At 70.6% G+C, this 19287-nt stretch carries 16 protein-coding genes; 9 read left to right on the top strand and 7 right to left on the bottom strand.

Annotated elements, in window-relative coordinates:
• Positions 1-39 precede the first annotated feature (39 nt).
• Positions 40-438 carry a hypothetical protein gene (locus tag KDL01_RS13710; protein ID WP_212528844.1) on the bottom strand — a complete coding sequence of 133 codons (399 nt, stop codon included), beginning with the start codon at positions 436-438 and terminating at the stop codon, positions 40-42.
• 130 nt (positions 439-568) lie between these two features.
• Between KDL01_RS13710 and KDL01_RS13705 the strand changes: the two genes are divergently transcribed.
• A complete protein-coding gene (locus KDL01_RS13705; RefSeq protein ID WP_212528843.1) occupies positions 569-1426 on the top strand; it encodes a bifunctional methylenetetrahydrofolate dehydrogenase/methenyltetrahydrofolate cyclohydrolase in 858 nt (285 codons plus the stop codon).
• A 102-nt stretch (positions 1427-1528) separates the two neighbouring features.
• Here the strand turns inward: KDL01_RS13705 and KDL01_RS13700 are convergent, their stop codons facing one another.
• The 4 genes from KDL01_RS13700 to KDL01_RS13685 form a co-directional block, all read right to left on the bottom strand.
• Positions 1529-3193: a hypothetical protein gene (locus KDL01_RS13700; protein ID WP_246576395.1), complete on the bottom strand. Its 1665-nt coding sequence runs from the start codon at positions 3191-3193 to the stop codon at positions 1529-1531.
• Between the two features lie 168 nt (positions 3194-3361).
• The gene (gene glgB, locus KDL01_RS13695; RefSeq protein WP_307846300.1) at positions 3362-5794 is read right to left on the bottom strand and encodes a 1,4-alpha-glucan branching protein GlgB; all 2433 of its coding nucleotides are present in this window, start codon (positions 5792-5794) and stop codon (positions 3362-3364) included.
• A gap of 148 nt (positions 5795-5942) precedes the next feature.
• Positions 5943-6239 carry a hypothetical protein gene (locus tag KDL01_RS13690; RefSeq protein WP_212528842.1) on the bottom strand — a complete coding sequence of 99 codons (297 nt, stop codon included), beginning with the start codon at positions 6237-6239 and terminating at the stop codon, positions 5943-5945.
• A gap of 263 nt (positions 6240-6502) precedes the next feature.
• Positions 6503-6787: a LapA family protein gene (locus KDL01_RS13685; RefSeq protein WP_212528841.1), complete on the bottom strand. Its 285-nt coding sequence runs from the start codon at positions 6785-6787 to the stop codon at positions 6503-6505.
• 171 nt (positions 6788-6958) lie between these two features.
• Between KDL01_RS13685 and KDL01_RS13680 the strand changes: the two genes are divergently transcribed.
• Positions 6959-7219, top strand: a complete 261-nt coding sequence (locus KDL01_RS13680) for a DUF3017 domain-containing protein (protein WP_212528840.1) — start codon at positions 6959-6961, stop codon at positions 7217-7219.
• Positions 7220-7440: 221 nt separating this feature from the next.
• Here the strand turns inward: KDL01_RS13680 and KDL01_RS13675 are convergent, their stop codons facing one another.
• Positions 7441-9663 carry an NADP-dependent isocitrate dehydrogenase gene (locus KDL01_RS13675; protein WP_212528839.1) on the bottom strand — a complete coding sequence of 741 codons (2223 nt, stop codon included), beginning with the start codon at positions 9661-9663 and terminating at the stop codon, positions 7441-7443.
• A gap of 188 nt (positions 9664-9851) precedes the next feature.
• Entirely contained in the window at positions 9852-11102 is a 1251-nt protein-coding gene (locus tag KDL01_RS13670) for an AAA family ATPase (RefSeq protein ID WP_212528838.1), read from the bottom strand.
• Between the two features lie 230 nt (positions 11103-11332).
• On the opposite strand from KDL01_RS13670, the gene KDL01_RS13665 reads away from it, so the two are divergent.
• From KDL01_RS13665 to KDL01_RS13635, 7 genes are all read left to right on the top strand, one after another.
• Positions 11333-12322 (top strand): malate dehydrogenase, encoded by a 990-nt coding sequence (locus KDL01_RS13665; RefSeq protein ID WP_212528837.1) that lies wholly within the window; start codon positions 11333-11335, stop codon positions 12320-12322.
• Positions 12323-12503: 181 nt separating this feature from the next.
• Entirely contained in the window at positions 12504-13532 is a 1029-nt protein-coding gene (locus tag KDL01_RS13660) for a septum formation family protein (protein WP_212528836.1), read from the top strand.
• A 128-nt stretch (positions 13533-13660) separates the two neighbouring features.
• The gene (locus KDL01_RS13655; RefSeq protein WP_212528835.1) at positions 13661-15085 is read left to right on the top strand and encodes a hemolysin family protein; all 1425 of its coding nucleotides are present in this window, start codon (positions 13661-13663) and stop codon (positions 15083-15085) included.
• A gap of 200 nt (positions 15086-15285) precedes the next feature.
• Positions 15286-16320, top strand: coding sequence for a tryptophan--tRNA ligase (gene trpS / locus KDL01_RS13650; RefSeq protein ID WP_212528834.1), 1035 nt, complete (start codon positions 15286-15288; stop codon positions 16318-16320).
• Positions 16317-16907: a 2'-5' RNA ligase family protein gene (locus KDL01_RS13645; protein ID WP_212528833.1), complete on the top strand. Its 591-nt coding sequence runs from the start codon at positions 16317-16319 to the stop codon at positions 16905-16907. The genes trpS and KDL01_RS13645 overlap by 4 nt, the downstream gene beginning before the upstream one ends.
• Before the next feature lie 114 nt (positions 16908-17021).
• Entirely contained in the window at positions 17022-18086 is a 1065-nt protein-coding gene (locus KDL01_RS13640; protein WP_212528832.1) for a YihY/virulence factor BrkB family protein, read from the top strand.
• 51 nt (positions 18087-18137) lie between these two features.
• Positions 18138-19287: collagen-binding domain-containing protein (locus tag KDL01_RS13635; protein WP_212528831.1), on the top strand; the 1150-nt coding region annotated here is incomplete at its 3' end.

Here is a 19287-nt window from a genome sequence, read left to right as displayed (position 1 = left end):
GGGCGGAGCGATCCGTCCGCGGCCCGGTGCGGGACCGGGCTAGAGCCGCAGGTTCTGCTTGATGCAGTTCTGGTACGGGGTGGTGTCGCTGGTGGGAATGCTCTTGCAGGACTTGGTGGCGTTCCACTCGGCCGTGGTCATCAGCCCGTTGCCGACGAGCCCGAACACGCTCACCGCGACGGCGGCGGTGACCAGGGTGCCCCTGACCTTGCGGCGCACGGCCCTGATGCCCAGATAGAGCGCGATCAGGGCGATGATCAGCCCGTACAGCGGCAGGATCAGGATCAGCAGTACCGACACGATGCCCAGCGCCAGCGCGACGACGGTCGACTTGCCGGCCCGCTGCGGGCCCTGCACCTCGGGCTCGTCGCCGAACAGCGACGGCTCCAGGGCCTGGCCGCCCGGTAGCCGCGGGGCGCTACCTGTGGGTTTGGACATGGTGCGTTCACCCTTCGGGCCGTTATCGGTGGAAGTAGGAAGATCGGAAGATCGGACCCGAGCCTAGAACACGCCGCCGGGTTCGGATAGAGCAGGGCGTGTGCACGCGACGAATGCGAGGATGGGCGATATGACGGCAACGGTGTTGGACGGCTGGGCGACCGCGAAGGAGGTCCGCGCGGACCTCGCGGCCCGGGTGGAGAAGCTGCGGGACCTCGGCGTCGTGCCCGGCCTCGGCACGGTCCTGGTGGGCGATGACCCCGGCTCGCACGCGTACGTGTCGATGAAGCACCGCGACAGCGCTCTGATCGGTATCAACTCCATCGACAAGCGGCTGCCCGCCACGGCCACCCAGGCCGAGGTCGAGGCCGTGGTCGAGGAGCTCAACGCGGACCCGGCCTGTCACGCCTACCTGGTGCAGCTGCCGCTGCCCAAGGGCCTCGACGAGTTCCGCGTGCTCCAGCGGATCGACCAGGCCAAGGACGCCGACGGCCTGCACCCGCTGAGCCTGGGCAAGCTGGTGCTCGGCGAGCCGACCCCGCTGCCGTGCACGCCCTGGGGCTGCGTGGTGCTGCTGCGCCGCTTCGGCGTGGAGCTCAACGGCGCCGAGGTGGTCGTGGTCGGCCGCGGCATCACGGTCGGGCGCCCGCTCGGCCTGATCCTGAGCCGCCGCAGCGAGAACTCCACCGTGACGCTGTGCCACACCGGCACCCGCGACCTGGCCGCGCACACCCGCCGCGCCGACGTCGTCGTGGCCGCGGCCGGCGTACCGCACATGATCACCCCGGACATGGTCAAGCCCGGCGCGGCCGTGCTGGACGTGGGCGTCGCGCACGTGGACGGCAAGCTCACCGGCGATGTGCACCCGAACGTGGCCGAGGTGGCCGGGTTCCTCTCGCCCAACCCCGGCGGCGTGGGCCCGATGACCCGCGCGCTGCTGCTGACGAACGTGGTCGAGGCGGCCGAGCGCGCCGCCGGCCTGCGCTGAGGCATTCCGGGCTGCGCGGGTTCTGCGGGCTCCCGGAAAACGCCGAACCGGCCGTGGCGGACAGTGCGTCCGCCACGGCCGGTCTCGTTCGCGCGCCGGCTGCTACCAGGTGGCGTGCGGCGCGAAGGAGACGCCGCGCAGCACGTCGCCCGCGTTCGCGGTCTCGAGCGTGGTGTAGTGCTCCCGGCTCGGCTCGGTCGTGGCCGAGATCGAGTCGGTCACGCTGACCAGCTTGTTCGGGTTGGCGCCGGGGTCGGACACGCCGCCGATCGAGGTGGTCACGCCGTACAGGGTGACGGTGCCGTCCCGGTTCACCTGGCCGGTGAAGTTGCGGATGCCGTCGACGGCCGGGGTCCACGGGGTGCCGGTGATCGCGTTGGTGCCGGTGGGCAGGCCGCGCACGGTGTAGGGCACGCCCAGGTCCAGGCCCGTGTTCAGGGTGTAGTCGTAGGTCCAGCTGCCGTCGACCAGCGACCACTTCTGGATGCCGGCCAGGCTCTGCGCCGCCGCGGTGGTGTAGGAGCCGTCGCTGTAGGTGGCGTCGCCGCTGCCGGCGTCGGCCACGTAGAGCGTGCTGGAGTCGGCGAACCACAGCGCGCCGAAGTCGGCGGCGTTGCTCACGGCGCCGGTGTCCGGGGTCTTGATCGCCTTGGCCAGCCCGGTCGGGAACCCGGCCAGGATGCACATGTCGTCGGCCGGCTGACCGGTCTGCGCGTCGTAGGTGTCGGCCGCGGTGGGCAGCGGCGCGTGGGCCGCGGGCGTGCCGACGCCGCTCGGGCAGGCGGTGCCGGTGGTGTCGACGAAGTAGACGGTGTCGACGCCGTTGCTGCCCGAACCCTTGGTGTAGTAGAGCACGTTGTCGTACTCGGCGACGGCGGCGAAGTTCGTGTCCTTGCCGAGCTTGTCCGCCTTGGTCACGCCGGGCAGCTCGGTCACGCTGAAGCCGCCGACCGGGGTCGGCGCACCCGGCTGCTGCTCCTGCTCCGGCGCCCGGGACGCGGTGACCAGCTGCGCGCCGGTGCCCGAGATCAGGCCGCTGACGGAGGTGCCGGTGCCGTTGTTGGAGTTTCCGGCGGTGTAGTACTGGCCGGTGGCGTTGTTCAGGATCGCCGCGCGGCCGTTGTCCCCGCTGTAGGCGTTGGTCAGGGTGAACCGGAACTGGCCGTCGGCGCCGAGCTGGGCGATGGTGCGGTAGACCGACTGCGCGTCCGGGTTGGTCGGGTCGAGCACGCCGGGGGTGTTCGCGTTGGACGCGTCGATGGTGTTCGGCGCGACCGCGTAACCCATGAAGGTCACCGCGGAGCCGTTGGTGGACAGGTTCAGCGCCAGCTCCGACTTCGAGGAGAAGCTGCTGGTCATCCCGGCCTGGCCGCGCTTGGATCCGGTGGTGGCGTCCGGCACGGCGATGGTGCCGACCCGGGTGCCGCGCGAGGTGACCTCGTCGAGGTAGATCGGCGCGGTGACGCCGAAGTTCGGGTCCACCGAGACGTTGTCCCACACGTGCGCGAAACTGCCGTCGGCGATCGCGGTCACCCCGGTGGGCAGCACGGTCACGCCGGGGGTGATCAGGGCGGCGGTCCCGGTGTAGTGCACCCGGCTCACCAGCAGGCCACCCGGGAGCAGCCCGCCCCGCGCCTCGCCCTTCACGGCCGCCTGGGCGGTGCCGCCGGTCGCGCCGGCCACGCAGGCGCCGATCGCCAGCGAGGCTGCCACTCCGAGTGCGCCGCGCCGTCCCCGGCGCCCGGGGCTGGAACTACGGTCGAGCATGCGTTCTCTCTCCTTCTCACGGAGGCCTCCAGCGAGCCGGAAGGGCTCGCTGGGGGATCAGACCATCCATGGGTTGGTACCTGGAGAGAGATCAGGTGAACGCGGGGCGAAGTCTGGCCGAAGTGAACTGAGGATTGCCGCAATTGCCCTCGGTTCACTTTTCGCGTCTCAGTATTCGGCCGAAAGATCCTCCAGCTCGACCGGCTCGCCCGCCGCCGCGGCGGCCGCGCCCGTGTCCTGCGACGTCGTCGCGGTGTCCTGCGACACCGCCGCGTCCACGGCGGCCGCCGAATCCGCGTGCTGCGTCGCCTCGCCCGCCGGCGCCGGCTCGAGCCAGAGCACGCCCAGCGGGGGCAGGCGCAGCACCGCGTGCGCGGGCTGGTTCCACATCGCCTCGTCCACCGTCCGCACCCGGCCGAAGTTGCCGACCCCGCTGCCGCCGTACTGCTCCGCGTCGGTGTTGAGCACCTCGACCCATTCCCCGGCCTGCTCGGCCGACCAGGGCAGCGGCAGCCGGTAGCCCTCCCACGGCACCCCGGCGAAGTTCGCCACGCACACCAGCGGCCGCCCGTCCGCGGACCAGCGCACGAACGCGAAGACGTTGTGCTCGGCGTCGTCGGCGGACAGCCAGGTGAACCCGCCGCCGGCGAAGTCCTGCTCCCACAGGGCCGGCCTGGCCCGGTAGGCCGCGTTCAGGTCCTGCACGGTGCGGAACACGCCGCGGTGCCCGGGGTTGTCCAGCAGCCACCAGTCGAGGCCGCGCTGCTCGGACCACTCGGCGTCCTGCCCGAACTCGCCGCCGGAGAACAGCAGCTTCTTGCCCGGGTGCGCCCACATGTACGCGAACAGGGCCCTGAGATTGGCCAGCTGCTGCCAGCGGTCGCCCGGCATCTTGCGCAGCAGCGAGCCCTTGCCGTGCACGACCTCGTCGTGGCTGAGCGGCAGCACGAAGTTCTCGCTGTAGGCGTACATCAGCGAGAAAGTCATCTGATGGTGGTGGTAGCGCCGGTTGAACGGCTCCTCGGCCAGGTAGTCGAGCGTGTCGTGCATCCAGCCCAGGTTCCACTTGAAGCCGAAGCCGAGGCCGGAGAAGGACGAGCCGTCCGAGTAGCGGTCCGTCGCCAGCGTCACGCCGGGCCAGGAGGTCGACTCCTCGGCGATCATCATCACGCCGGGCACGCGCTTGTACACCGTCGCGGTCAGCTCCTGCACGAAGGAGACCGCCTCCAGGTTCTCCCGGCCGCCGTACGCGTTCGGATGCCAGGCGCCCGCCTCGCGCGAGTAGTCCAGGTAGAGCATCGAGGCCACCGCGTCGACCCGCAGGCCGTCGATGTGCATCTCCTCGCACCAGTAGATCGCCGAGGCCATCAGGAAGTTGCGCACCTCGTTGCGCCCGTAGTCGAACACCAGCGTGCCCCAGTCCGGGTGCTCGCCGCGCCACGGGTCCGGGTGCTCGTACAGGCTGGTGCCGTCGAACTGGGCCAGCGCCCAGGCGTCCTTGGGGAAGTGCGCCGGCACCCAGTCCACGATCACCCCGATCCCGGCCTGGTGCAGCGCGTCCACCAGCACGCGGAAGTCGTCCGGTCCGCCGAGCCGGGCGGTGGGCGCGAAGTAGGAGGAGACCTGGTAGCCCCAGGACCCGCCGAACGGGTGCTCGGTCGGCGGCAGGATCTCCACGTGGGTGAATCCGAGCTCGTTGACGTACGAAGGCAGCTGTTCGGCCAGCTGGCGGTAGGTCAGCCCGGGCCGCCAGGAGGCCAGGTGCACCTCGTAGACCGACTGCGGCGCGGCGTACGGGTCGGCCGCGGCCCGCGCCCGCAGCCACTGCTCGTCCTGCCAGGTGTACTCCGAGCGGGTCAGCACGGACGCGGTGTCCGGCGGGCACTCGGTCTGCTGCGCCAGCGGGTCGGCCTTCTGCCGCCAGATCCCGTCCCGGCCGAGGATCTCGTATTTATACCGGTGTCCGGTCCCGATCCCGGGCACGAACAGCTCCCACACGCCGCTGCCGCCGAGCACGCGCATCGGGTGGGCCAGCCCGTCCCAGTAGTTGAAGTCGCCGATCACCCGCACTCCGCGCGCGTTCGGCGCCCACACGGCGAATCCGGCCCCGGTCGCGCTCGAGCCGTCGGGCGCCGTCAGGGTGCGCACATGCGCGCCGAGCGCCTCCCACAGCTGCTCGTGCCGGCCCTCGCCGATCAGGTGCAGGTCCATCTCGCCGAGCGCGGGCAGGAACCGGTAGCCGTCGATCTGCTCGAGGCTCGCCTCGCCGTAGTCCACCCGCAGCCGGTAGGGGTCCTCCACCCGGCCGGGCACGAACCCGCTGAACAGGCCCTCGCCCTCGGCCCTGAGCGGATGCTCCCCATCCTCCTGGAGCACCGCCACGGCGTCGGCGAAGGGTCTCAGGACCCGCACGATCCGGCGGCCGTCCGGCCCCGGGTGGGCGCCGAGCAGCGCGTGCGGATCGCCGCAGGCGCCGCCGAGCAGGGCGTCGCGCTCGCGCGGGCGCAGGCGTTCGGGGTGCGCCGCCGGGGACTCGGCGTGGGCTTCGGCGGAGGCGTGGGCAGGGGGTTCGGCCTGGTCGGACATGGCATCGGTGGACACGGCGTCGGAATGTCGGCTGAGAGTTTCGCTGCTTCCCTTCACCCGTCCCACCCTGCCACGTATGTGCGCATAACGGGAGGCGGGCGGGTTACGTCGGGTACACGCCCGGCCGTCCCCCAGCCGGGCACCCGACGCCGCGTCACCCGCGCTACCCGGCCCCGCCGCACCGGCCCGGCGGTGCGAGCAGATGGTCGAGCTCGCCCGCTTTCGCCTCTCTGACCAGCGCCCCGAGCTGTTCCACGGACATCTGCACGCGCTGGCCGAAGTCGTCGGCGAGCACGATCCGGCGCGCCTGGTCGGCCTTCGGATCGAGGAAGAGCTCCGGACAACCGCAGTTGCAGTCGCCGCAGAACACCTTGATGGAGCACAGTTCCGGGTGACCCGGACGGATCAGGGCGGAGGCGGGGGGAGTTGACGGCGCGTCGGCGCGCGGGTCGAGAGACATGGGGAACCTCGGGTCATCGCGGAGCGTGGGTGGAGGGGGTACCGGACCTGCCCGTCGGTAATCCCACGGTAGGACACGCTCCGCGCCCCGAACATGGCGCGCGCGGGGCACGCGATCCGGGCGGTTGGCTTCCGTACGTATCCGTTCGACTCGCGCGCCAGGGTGCGTGCGGGCGAAGGACTGGCGCGCGCCCCCCGTCTGAGGGACGCGGAAGCCGGACCTGGAACCGCTCGGGCGTGCGCGGGGCGCGCGGCGGCCCGCGGCTACGCCCGGCCCTTCGTCCGGCGCACGCTCGCCCGGCGCCGGGACAACAGCCACGAGGCCAGTGCGCCCGCGATGAACACGCACAGCAGCACGATCCAGAGCTTCGCGCTGACCCAGACGACCCAGAAGTGGATGCGCACCGTGCCGTTGTTGACGGCGATGAACCAGATCGCCAGCGCGGTGATCACGGCGCCGAGCACGACCTTGGGCCGGGCCAGCCGGTCGGCCATGCGCGAGCCCGCGGTGGACGAGGTACCGGTGGGCGGGAGGTTGGGGCTGCTCATGGCGGACTCCTTAGGGAGGTGATCATGATGATGCCCGCGGGACGCTCCCGGGATGCCGCGGTGTACGCCGAATGGAGTACGTCGCACGCGTACCACCTGCTTCCGAGCCCGCCGCCCGCGCTCCCGCGCAGCGCGGCGGCGGCAGGCTCGGGGACGTGGTTCCATGGAGGCATGGACGTAAGGCATGAGTGGCCGTTCGCCACCGTTTTCGCGGTGGCCGTCGTCGCCGTGGCCCTGATCGCGCTCGGCAACCTGCAGCACGGCGTGCTCATCCTCGGCTGTGCCCTGCTCCTCGGCTCCGGGCTGCGCTTCGCGCTCTCCACCCCGCGCGCGGGCCTGCTCGCGGTACGCGGCCGCGGCGTGGACGTGGTCACCATGGGCCTGCTCGGCCTGGTCATGCTGATCCTGTCGGTCTTCCCGCTGGCCGGATAGCACGAACCCGTTCGACGAGCGCACGAGCAAGCCCACCCGCGGGCACCGCGACGAGCACCCACGAGAAACCACCAGCACCCGCGATCACCCGCGATCACCCCGACGACGAACGAGACCGGCGGCCGCCGGGACGGAGTTTGAAATCCGTCCCGACGGCCGCCGGCCTCATGACGCCTGCGGTTACGCGCCCCGCACTAGTCCCCAGCTCGTAGCCCTAGCCTCTAGCCCAGCAGTTCCAGCGCCTGGTTGAAGGTGGCCGAGGGGCGCATCGCGGCCGCCGCCTTGGCCGGGTCCGGCTGGTAGTAGCCGCCGAGCTCGACCGGGTTGCCCTGGACCGCGATCAGCTCCTGCACGATCGCCTCCTCCTGCTCGCTCAGCGTCTTGGCCAGCGGCGCGAAGGCCTCGGCCAGCTGCGCGTCGGCGTTCTGCCCGGCCAGCTCCTGGGCCCAGTACAGCGCCAGGTAGAAGTGGCTGCCGCGGTTGTCGATCCCGCCGAGCTTGCGGCTGGGCGACTTGTTCTCGTTCAGGAAGGACGCGGTGGCCCGGTCCAGGGTGTCCGCGAGCACCTGCGCCCGCGCGTTGCCGGTGGTCTGGGCCAGGTGCTCGAAGCTGACCGCCAGCGCGAGGAACTCGCCGAGGCTGTCCCAGCGCAGATAGTTCTCCTTGACCAGCTGCTGCACGTGCTTGGGCGCGGAGCCGCCGGCACCGGTCTCGAACAGGCCGCCGCCGTTCATCAGCGGCACGACCGAGAGCATCTTGGCGCTGGTGCCCAGCTCCAGGATCGGGAACAGGTCGGTCAGGTAGTCGCGCAGCACGTTGCCGGTGACCGAGATGGTGTCCTCGCCGCGGCGGATGCGCTCGAGCGAGTAGGCCGTGGCCTCGACCGGCGAGAGGATCTCGATGGTCAGGCCCTCGGTGTCGTGCTCCGGCAGGTACGCCTCGACCTTGGCGATCAGCCGCGCGTCGTGCGCGCGCTCCGCGTCGAGCCAGAACACGGCCGGGTCGCCGGTGGCGCGGGCGCGCGAGACGGCGAGCTTGACCCAGTCGCGGATCGGCGCGTCCTTGGTCTGGCACATCCGGAAGATGTCGCCGGCCTCGACCGCCTGCTCGATCACGCTCTCGCCGGTGGCGGCGTCGACCACGCGCACCGTGCCGGCCGCGGCGAGCTCGAAGGTCTTGTCGTGGCTGCCGTACTCCTCGGCCTTCTGCGCCATCAGGCCCACGTTCGGCACCGAGCCCATGGTGGCCGGGTCGAAGGCGCCGTGCGCGCGGCAGTCCTCGATCACGGTCTGGTAGACGCCCGCGTAGCTGCTGTCCGGGATCACGGCCAGGGTGTCGTGCTCCTGCCCGTCCGGGCCCCACATGTGGCCGGAGGTGCGGATCATGGCCGGCATCGAGGCGTCCACGATGACGTCGCTGGGCACGTGCAGGTTGGTGATGCCGCGGTCGGAGTCGACCATGGCCAGCGCCGGGCCGTCGGCCAGCTCGGCGTCGAAGGAGGCCTTGATCTCCTCGCCGTTGGGCAGGGCGGCCAGGCCGGTCAGGATCCCGCCGAGGCCGTCGTTCGGGCTCAGGCCCGCGGCCGCGAGGTCGGCGCCGAACGCGGCGAAGGTCTTCGGGAAGAAGGCGCGCACGACGTGGCCGAAGATGATCGGGTCGGAGACCTTCATCATGGTGGCCTTCAGGTGCACGGAGAAGAGCACGCCCTCGGCCTTGGCCCGGGCCACCTGCTCGCCCAGGAACGTGCGCAGCGCCGCGACGTGCAGCACCGAGGCGTCCACCACCTCGTCGGCGAGCACCGGCACGGACTCGCGCAGCACCGTCACCGCGCCGTCGGCGGCCACGTGCTCGATCCGCAGCTTGCCGTCCTGCGCGAGCACCGCGGACTTCTCGGTGGAGCGGAAGTCGTTCGCGCCCATGGTGGCCACGTTGGTCTCGGAGTCCGCCGACCAGGCGCCCATGCGGTGCGGGTGGTTCTTGGCGTAGTTCTTCACGGACGCGGGCGCCCGCCGGTCCGAGTTGCCCTCGCGCAGCACCGGGTTGACCGCGCTGCCCTTGACCTTGTCGTAGCGCGCACGCACGTCACGCTCGGTGTCGGTCTTCGGCTCGTCCGGGTAGTCCGGCAGCGCGTACCCCTGCGCCCGCAGCTCCGCGACCGCCGCCTTGAGCTGCGGCACCGAGGCGGAGATGTTCGGCAGCTTGATGATGTTGGCCTCGGGCGTGGTCGCCAGCTCGCCGAGCTCGCTCAGCGCATCGCTGATCCGCTGTCCCTCGGTCAGGTACTCGGGGAACACCGCCAGGATCCGCCCCGCCAGCGAGATGTCCCGCGTCTGCACCGTCACCCCGGCCGTCGACGCGTAGGCCTGGATGATCGGCAGAAACGAGTAGGTCGCCAGCGCGGGCGCCTCATCGGTGTGCGTGTAGATGATGGTCGAGTCTGTCACCGGGTGCTCCGCTTCGGTATGCGACGACGCTTTTTCTCGACATCAAGATACCGCAGGGCCGGGCCGAGGCCGAACTCCGGGCGTGCGGGCAGGTGGCGGCGCGGGACGGGTGGGCCGCGTCGGTCAAGAGTCAGTCCGGAGTCGGCCTGGAGTCAGTCCGGAGTCGGCCCGGAGTCGGCCCGGAAGGCTCACGCATCGGCGGACCCGGTCCGCCGGGCGGACTCGGCCACGGCGGCGAACATAGCCTCCTCGTCCACGAACGGCACCGCCCGGTAGCTGCCGCCGCGGTACCGCCGTTCCGTGTTCTCGGTATCGCGCGGCTTGAAGTCCGTCAGCGGGAAGATCCGGCTCGCGCCGCTGGCGCAGTCCTTCACGGCGAACCAGATCTGATCACGCTTCAGCGTCTCCGCATTGCTGCCGAGCAGCGAGGTGTCGTGCGACGTGAAGATCAGCTGGGCCCCGTGCGGATTGGTGGTCGGATCCTGGAACATGCGCACGATGTGCCCGGCGAGATTCGGGTGCAGATTCGACTCGAGTTCGTCGACGACCGTGACTGAGCCTGAGCCCAGCACGTCGAGCACTTCGAACATGCGCTCCAGGTAGAGCCGCGTGCCGGAGGACTGGTCCGCGAGCGAAAGCGTGCTGGCGTCCTCCTTCGCTCCACACATCCTGAACCAGATACGAGGGCTCTCTTTCGCAGTCGCATCGCCGTCCTGCGCAGTGCCGAAGTCCTCGATGCCCAGATCGGCCGCGCGTAGCAAGCCGAGTACCGCCCGATGAAGGGTCTCGTCCTGCGCCGCCAGAGTCAGCCAGGAGCCGAGTAGCCTGCGAAACAGACGCGTCGAGACATGGCTCGGTGTCGGCGCGGTCGGCAGCTGAATCCCGCGAAGCCACTGGTAAAAAGGCAACAGCTCGCTCTTGCCGGCCCGTGCGGCGACCGACATGAACAGCGCGTTCGGTGCGGTGATGCCCTCCGCCTCACGCAAGTCCGCTCCGGCCGTCGTGCCGTACCGGAAGGACCGCCCTTCGCGGGCGAACACCACTTGGCGCCGTTTCTTCGGGTAGCGGTAGAGCCACTCCTCGACCACACCGTCGTCGTCGACCGCGAATCCATAGGAGTAGTGCGTCCCGTCGATCATCGCGTGGACCTCGTAACTGCTCGGCGCATGCGTGAACTGCGGATCCAGCCGAAACGGGATGCGTGCGACTCCCAGCCCCGGCTCGGCCATGCGATCCGATCCCAGCACCATGTCCCGCAGGTAGGTGAGCGCGTCGATCAGATTCGACTTGCCGGACGCGTTCGCCCCGTAGACCGCCACCACCGGAACCGCGGGCCAATTCGTCCCGACCGGACGGTCTGCTTCATATATCGGAGCGAGGTTCAGGTGCTGCAGGTCGCGCAGCGAGCGATGGTTGACCACTCGGAACGACAGCAGCATGGCTTCTCCGGCGAGCTTGAGCGCGATCTGTGCGAATTACCGGCACAGATCGATGTGTAACTCTGAGGATAGGTGCATCCGCAGGCCCCCGCCAGGCCTCACTCCGTGATCGCCCCTGTCACGAGTCTCACAGCCGGTCGCGACGGAACCGGCCGAAGCGGCGGAGTAACGTTACCGCCGGGAAACCCCGAACAGTCCCTGCAGACTTCAGAGCAGAAGAAGGCGTCGCAATGACTCGCACCCCCGTCAACGTCACGGTCACCGGCGCGGCCGGCCAGATCGGTTACTCGCTGCTGTTCCGGATCGCCGCCGGCCACCTGCTCGGCCCGGACGTGCCGGTGAAGCTGCGCCTGCTCGAGATCACGCCGGCGCTCAAGGCCGCCGAGGGCACCGCGATGGAGCTCGACGACTGCGCGTTCCCGCTGCTGCGCGGCATCGAGATCACCGACGACCTGAAGACCGCGTTCGACGGCTCCAACGTCGCGCTGCTGGTCGGCGCCATGCCGCGCAAGGCGGGCATGGAGCGCGGCGACCTGCTCTCGGCCAACGGCGGCATCTTCAAGCCGCAGGGTCGTGCGATCAACGACCACGCCGCCGACGACATCCGCGTGCTGGTGGTGGGCAACCCGGCCAACACCAACGGCCTCATCGCCGCGAGCAACGCGCCCGACGTGCCCAAGACCCGCTTCAGCGCGATGACCCGGCTCGACCACAACCGCGCCGTGGCCCAGCTGGCCAAGAAGACCGGCGCCGCGGTCACCGAGATCAGCAACCTGACGATCTGGGGCAACCACTCGGCCACCCAGTACCCGGACATCTTCCACGCCAAGGTCGGCGGCAAGAACGCGGCCGAGCTGGTCAACGACCAGGCCTGGCTGGAGAACGACTTCATCCCGACCGTGGCCAAGCGCGGCGCCGCCATCATCGAGGCCCGCGGCCTGTCCTCGGCCGCCTCCGCCGCCAGCGCGGCGCTCGACCACGTGCGCACCTGGTTCCACGGCACTGCCGAGGGCGACTGGACCTCCATGGGCATCGTCTCCGACGGTTCCTACGGCGTGCCCGAGGGCCTGGTCTCCTCGTTCCCGGTCACCACCAAGGACGGCGACTACCAGATCGTCCAGGGCCTCGAGCTCGACGCGTTCTCCCGCGAGCGCGTGGACGCCTCGGTGGCCGAGCTCGTCTCCGAGCGCGACGAAGTGGCCAAGCTCGGCCTCGTCTAAGCCCGCGGCGCACCCGCACAGCCGGCGATCCCGCCCGGCCCCGATACCCCGGGGGCAGGCGGGATCTGTCGTCTCATCAGTTTCGTAACGGAGCCAGAGCTCTGCTTGCCGGGCGTATACGGATGCGTTTGGCTGGGCCGGTCGACATGCCACACCGCTATCAGGGGGCTTCGAACTTCCCATGACCAACCCCTACGATCCGTATCCCGGTCAGCCGCCCGGCCAGGGCGCCGACCCGTATGCCGGTCCGCAGCAGCCGTACAGCCAGCCGGCCCAGCAGTTCCCGCCGCAGGCCGACGCCGCCGCGCCGACCCAGTTCGTCCCGGTCCAGCAGCCGGCGCCGCAGCTTCCGCAGCAGCCGTACTACGGGGCCCAGCAGCAGTGGCCGCAGCAGCAGGCTTATCCGCAGCAGCCGCCGCAACAGGCGTATCCGCAGCAGCAGGTGCCGCAGCAGCCGTACCCGCAGCAGCCCGGCCCGTACGACCAGCTGTCCCAGTCTCAGTCGCAGCCCCAGCCGCAGTCTCCGTACGGCGTGCCCACCCAGCAGCAGCCCTATCCTCCGTACGGCGCGCCGCAGCAGCCTTTCGGCGGATATCCGGCTCCCATGACCGTCGCCGAGGCGAAGGCCCAGCGCGGCACCGGAGCGAAGGTGGCCTCGGCCGTCTTCGGCACCGTGCCCGGCCGGCTCGCCATTCTGGCGCTCATCGCCGTGTGCATCGGCGTGTTCCACGTCGCCAGCGGCCCGGACGACGGCAGCGGCAGCCGGGCGGGCGCGACCACCACGTCCACCGGCGCGGCGACCGACGCGCCGACGGACTCCGCGACCGCGGCCGGCACCTCTACCGCCATCGAGGTGGACATCGACGCGCTCAAGAAGGGGGACTGCTTCGACGCGTCCAGCGCCTCCACCGGCATCGAGTCGTTCACGGTCGTGCCCTGCACTCAGGCGCACGACTCCCAGGTCTACGGCACCTCGATGATCACCGCGGACGCCCTGCCGGACGCCGCCACCCTCAACAAGGACGCCGACACCGACTGCGGCAGCCTCGCCAAGCTCAACCTGAGCTCGTCCTCGCTGCCCTCGGACGCCGAGAAGCCCTACTACGCGCCCGAGGACGAAGACAGCTTCGACCAGGGCTTCAACTTCATCATCTGCACGATCCAGACCCCCAGCAAGGAACTCACGAAGTCGTACGTCACCGCCTCCTGACACGGCCCGACGCGGCGGAACCTCGGGGGTCGTGCGCGCCGTAGACTGGTGCGCATGGCCCCTTCGCCTCCCTCGGAGTGCAATAGACCCGGCGGCTCGCCGCCCCCGTTCCCGGGGGTGTCGGGCCGGTGAACCAAACAGTCCTCTCCTGCCTGGTCGTGCTGGCGCTGATCCTGATCGAGGCCCTGTTCGTGGCCGCGGAGATCGCGCTCGTCTCACTGCGTGAAGCCCAGGTCCAGGAGTTGGCCGAATCCGGCCGCCGCGGCGCCATCGTGGCCCGCCTGGTGCGCGATCCGAACCGCTTCCTCGCCACCGTCCAGATCGGCGTCACCCTCACCGCGCTGCTCTCCTCCGCGTACGGCGCGACCACGCTCTCCGAGGACGCCAGGCGCGGCCTGGAGTCCGCGGGGATGACCTCCGGCCTGGCCGAGTTCGTCGGCCTGATCGGCGTCACCATGGTCATCTCGTTCGTCACGCTGGTCATCGGCGAGCTCGCGCCCAAGCGCCTGGCCATGCAGCGGATCGAACCCACCGCCCGCGCCGTCGCCCCGTTCCTCAACGGCATGTCGCGGCTGTGCCGGCCGGTCATCTGGCTGCTCTCGGCCTGCACCGACGGGGTGGTGCGGCTCTTCGGCGGCGACCCCTCGGCCGCGCGCGAGCAGGTCAGCGAGGCCGAGCTGCGCCGTATGGTGGCCACCAGCGACTCGCTCAGCAAGGACGAGCGGCGGCTGATCGACGAGGTGTTCGGCGCCGGCGACCGCCAGCTGCGCGAAGTGCTCGTCCCGCGCACCGAGGTGGTCTTCCTGGACGGCTCCACCTCGATCCGGGTCGCCGCCGCCGAAATAGCCGGGCACCCGCACTCGCGCTACCCGGTGATCGACCAGTCCGCGGACAACGTGGTCGGCTTCGTGCACGTGCGCGACCTGCTGAGCCCCACCGCCCCGGACCGCGGCGAGAACGTCGCCGCGCTCGCCCGCCCCGCGCTGTTCCTGCCCAGCACCAAGCACGTGCTCGACGCCCTGTCCGAGATGCGCCGCGACTCCTTCCACCTGGCCATCGTGGTGGACGAGTACGGCGGCACGGCCGGCATCGTCACCCTCGAGGACCTCGTCGAGGAGGTCATCGGCGACATCCGGGACGAGTACGACAGCGCCCGCGCCGACGTCATCCGCCTGCGCGGCGGCGGCCTCGACCTGTCCGGCCTGGTCAACCTGGACGAGGCGGCCGAGGAGATCGGCGTACCGCTGCCCGAGGGCCCGTACGAGACGCTGGCCGGCTTCATGATCGCCCAACTCGGCCGGCTGCCGGAGACCGGCGACGAGGTGCTCTACGACGGCCTGCGCTTCACCGTGCACACCATGGACGGGCGCCGCGTCTCACGCGTGTGGATAGTGGAGGCCGGCGACGAGGAGCCGGGGTCCGCCGACGCCGACGTCCAGAGCGGCGACGACGCCGGCGCGGAACCCGGTTCCGGTGCCGAACTGGGCGCCGAGGCAGGTGTGCCGCGCGGCAGCGAGGCGGGCGTCCAGACGACGGTCATAGCGCCGCAGTAGGCAGTCGCGGCGGGCGGCCGCGGTCCGGGCGGGGCTCACCCGTTCGGCGCAGTATCCCCACCGGCGTGCATCCCCGTCCGCACCCGTCCGGCCGCCCCCGCTTCACCCGTCCGAACGTGCCCGCGCCACCCGCCCCGGACGGCTCCCGCACGCGCGAAAGCGGGTGAAGCATGTTGCGGAGGTCTGCGAGAATGGGGGTCATGTCCACCGACCTGACGACACCAGGGCCGCCGCGCGCACTGCCTCGCGTGCTCAGCGGAATCCAGCCCACCGCTGACTCCTTCCACCTGGGCAATTACCTGGGCGCGGTACGGAACTGGGTCGCCATGCAGGACGACTACGACGCCTACTACATGGTCGTCGACCTGCACGCCATCACGGTCGAGCACGACCCGCAGGCCCTGCGCCGGCGCACCCGCGTCTCCGCCGCCCAGCTGCTCGCGGCCGGCCTCGAGCCGCAGCGCTGCGCCCTGTTCGCGCAGAGCCACGTGCCCGAGCACGCCCAGCTCGCCTGGGTGATGAGCTGCCTCACCGGCTTCGGCGAGGCCTCCCGGATGACGCAGTTCAAGGACAAGTCCGCCAAGCACGGCGTCGGCGCGGCCAGCGTGGGGCTGTTCACCTACCCCATCCTGATGGTCGCCGACGTGCTGCTCTACCAGGCCGGCTTCGTCCCGGTCGGCGAGGACCAGCGCCAGCACCTCGAGCTGACCCGCGACCTCGCGCAGCGGTTCAACACGCGCTACGGCAAGGCGTTCACGGTGCCCGAGCCCTACATCATCAAGGACACCGCCAAGATCATGGACCTGCAGGACCCGACGTCCAAGATGTCGAAGTCCGCGTCCTCGCCCGGCGGCATCCTCGAGCTGCTCGACGACCCGAAGGTCAACGCCAAGAAGATCAAGTCGGCCGTCACCGACACCGAACGCGAGATCCGGTTCGACGAGGAGAACAAGCCCGGCGTCGCGAACCTGCTGCGGATCTACGCCGCACTCGGCGAGCGCACCATCCCCGAGTTGGAGCGGGACTACGAGGGGAAGGGCTACGGGGACCTGAAGAAGGACCTCGCGGACCTGGTCACCGAGACCTTCCAGCCCTTCAAGGAGCGCACCGAGGAGATCCTGGCCGACACCGGCAAGCTCGACGCCATCCTGGCCGAGGGCGCCGAGAAGGCCCGGGAGGTCGCCTCACGGACACTGGCCGAGGTCTACGACAAGATCGGTTTCCTCTCGAAGTGACCACCATCGGGATATCGCTGGAGATACCGGAGCCGTACGGCAGCGCCCTGCGGGCCCGCCGGGCCTCCTATGGCGATGCCCATGCGGAGTTCGTCCCGACCCACGTGACGCTGCTCCCGCCGACGGAGGTGGACCCGGAGGCCCTCGGCGAGATCGAGGAGCACCTCGGCAACGTGGCCGCCGGGTTCGCACCGTTCACGATGCGACTCGGCGGCACCGGCACCTTCATGCCGATCTCCCCGGTCGTCTTCGTGCAGATCGCCCAGGGCATCACCCAGTGCGCGAACCTCGAGGCGAAGGTGCGCAGCGGGGTCCTGGACCGCGAGCTGCAGTTCCCGTACCACCCGCACGTCACGGTCGCGCACGACCTCGACGAGCACATGCTCGAGTTCGCCATGCAGGACCTCGCCGACTACCACGCCGAGTTCGATCTCGACCGGCTCAAGCTCTACGAGCAGTGCTCCTCCGGCAGCTGGCAGGTCCTGCGCGAGTTCCCCTTCGGCCAGGAGTGGCACCCCGACCAGCTCGCCCACGACGCGGACGACGCCGACGACGGGGACGCCGATGACGGGGACGACGCGGCGTAGCGACGCGGCGTAGCCCGGCTGCGGGTGCGGCGCCCCCTGGTATCCCCTGGCTTGGTCCCCTGGTGTGGCCGTTCCAGATCGCGCCCGCTCGGTGACGCTCTGTAAGCTCCCTCTGTGGCCAAGCTGATCTCGCCGGAGCTCGTCGAGCGCGCCCGGCACTACACCCACCTCGGCCGCAACAGCTCGCTCTATCGCACGTTCCTGCGATTCCAGCACCGCCGCGGCACCCGCCTGGCCGCGGCGATGACCTACTCGGCGTTCCTGTCCCTGTTCCCGCTGCTGGCCGTGGCCACCGCGCTCACCGCCGCCGTCCTGGGCCAGGCCGGCGTACGCACCGTCAACGAGCACATCCGCGCCCAGCTGCCCGGCATCGCGGGCGAGTTCTCCCTGGACGCCGTCGCCGCCAACGCGGCCACCGTCGGCGTCATCAGCAGCCTGATCCTGACCTGGACCGGCCTGTCCTGGGTCAACACCGCACGCGGCAGTATGCGCGAAATCTGGTGCGTGGACGACATGCCCGGCAAGTTCGTCTGGCGCAAGGCGGCCGACCTGGCCTCGCTGGTGGGCCTCGGCCTGACCGTCGTGGTCGTCCTGTCCGCCTCGACCCTGACCTCCGGCCTGGCCACGCATGTACTCCGCTGGCTGCACTTGGCCGACACCACCGCGGCCCGCTCGCTGCTCTGGCTGATCGGCACCGTCCTCGGCATCGGCGCCGGAACGGCCATGTTCGCCTACGTACTAGCCGGCATCCCGCGCCTGCACATGCCCCGCAGCGTCCTGCTGAGCACGGCGTTGGCCGCGTCCGTACTCTTCGACATCACTAAGAGCCTGATCGGCACATACCTCAGCTCGGTCGCCGGCCGCTCCCTCTACGGCGCGTTCGGCGTGCCCATCGCGCTGCTGGTCTGGTTCGACCTCACCTTCGTCTCGACCCTGTTCCTCTCCGCCTGGACCGCCACCCGCACCGAGGACACCCTGCGCGCCCGCCGCGCCGCCCACGCCGCCGAACTGGCCGACGAGCCGGACGCGGCGGACAAGGCCGGCCCGGTCGGCCTGGTCGACGCGGTCGACACTGCGGATGCGGTCCCCACGTCGGACGACGCGGACGACGCGACCGAAGCCAGGCTGCGGGCCGAACGGGCGGGTACGGCTGAGTCCGACCGGGTGAAACACCTCTGACCTCGGTCGCGCCGCACCGCCGGGGCCCCTGGCGCGGCGTTCTCTAGGCGTATGAATCGCCGTTCGGATCGTTCGTTCTTCAGCTCGCCGGTCACCGCCACACTCGCGGCGCTGGCGATCTCGGGGCTGTGCGCAGTCCCGGCCATCGCCCTGGCCGGCCGCATCCCCCATCCGCAGACCCGTGCCGCGATCGGCAACCCGGTCGAGGGCAACGAGGGCTTCACCGCGTTCATCCACCACGACGCCGTCCTGGCCTCACACGAGGATGAGGGAACGATGGCCCTCGGCGGCGATCTGCACCTGGGCGGCCTCTACAACGTCGCCCTGCACGAACCGGTCCAGCCGTACTACGCGCCCGGCGAGAGCGTGCCCACCGGCCTGCTCGTCGGCGGCCGCATCGACTGGGCCACAAGCACCAACCCCGGGCTGGTCAGGGTGCTGGACAACACGCTCATCCACATCGGCGACAAGACCGGCACCGACATCCTGAACACGGGCCAGCCCACCCAGTTGGTGCCCACCGGCGGCACGCTCAACGACGCGCAGCGCGTGGAACTGTCCACCGAGGAGGAGACCTCGGCCGTGGTCAAGCCGAACCTCATCGACTTCGACTCGGCCTTCGCCGCCTACGACCAGCGCAGCGCCGACATGGCCGCGTGCCCGAACAACGTCGTCCCCACCGACGCGAACGGCACCCCGCTGACCCAGCCGTGGACGGAGGGCACCCAGGCCTACCTGACCCTGGATACGACGAGGACGAACGTCTGGACCGTGACCAAGGAGCAGCTCGCCCTCCTGGCCAACATCACCCTGCGCAACCTGCCCACCGAAGCCGGCTCCCTCGTGATCAACGTGCTCGACGACACCGGCACGTTCGACTGGAACGTCACCAACCTCGCCAACTTCGGCGACGCCGCCGCCCCCTACACCCTCTGGAACTTCCCGACCACGACCACCCTCACCATGACCGGCTCCAACTCACTCGACGGCACTTTCTACGCCCCCCACGCCAAGCTCATCGACGAGGACCCGGGCAACGTCCAAGGCAACATCATCGTCGACTCACTCGTCCACGGCAGCGTCACCGGCGGCGCCGACGGCGGCGAGATCCACGACTTCCCCTTCCTCGGCCACGTCGACTGCACGGCCGGCACGATCACTCCCACCCCCACCGAGACCGAGACCGGAGTGACGCCGACCC

This window comes from Actinospica durhamensis, assembly GCF_018139695.1.
GTDB lineage: Bacteria > Actinomycetota > Actinomycetes > Streptomycetales > Catenulisporaceae > Actinospica > Actinospica durhamensis.
This window is presented reverse-complemented; position numbering and strand designations above follow the sequence as displayed.

Bases quoted from the DNA above. Each gene is read 5' to 3' on its own strand.
- KDL01_RS13710 (WP_212528844.1), bottom strand. From the start codon at position 438: ATGTCCAAACCCACAGGTAGCGCCCCGCGGCTACCGGGCGGCCAGGCC.
- KDL01_RS13705 (WP_212528843.1), top strand. From the start codon at position 569: ATGACGGCAACGGTGTTGGACGGCTGGGCGACCGCGAAGGAGGTCCGC.
- KDL01_RS13700 (WP_246576395.1), bottom strand. From the start codon at position 3,193: ATGCTCGACCGTAGTTCCAGCCCCGGGCGCCGGGGACGGCGCGGCGCA.
- KDL01_RS13690 (WP_212528842.1), bottom strand. From the start codon at position 6,239: ATGTCTCTCGACCCGCGCGCCGACGCGCCGTCAACTCCCCCCGCCTCC.
- KDL01_RS13685 (WP_212528841.1), bottom strand. From the start codon at position 6,787: ATGAGCAGCCCCAACCTCCCGCCCACCGGTACCTCGTCCACCGCGGGC.
- KDL01_RS13680 (WP_212528840.1), top strand. From the start codon at position 6,959: ATGGACGTAAGGCATGAGTGGCCGTTCGCCACCGTTTTCGCGGTGGCC.
- KDL01_RS13670 (WP_212528838.1), bottom strand. From the start codon at position 11,102: ATGCTGCTGTCGTTCCGAGTGGTCAACCATCGCTCGCTGCGCGACCTG.
- KDL01_RS13665 (WP_212528837.1), top strand. From the start codon at position 11,333: ATGACTCGCACCCCCGTCAACGTCACGGTCACCGGCGCGGCCGGCCAG.
- KDL01_RS13660 (WP_212528836.1), top strand. From the start codon at position 12,504: ATGACCAACCCCTACGATCCGTATCCCGGTCAGCCGCCCGGCCAGGGC.
- trpS (WP_212528834.1), top strand. From the start codon at position 15,286: ATGTCCACCGACCTGACGACACCAGGGCCGCCGCGCGCACTGCCTCGC.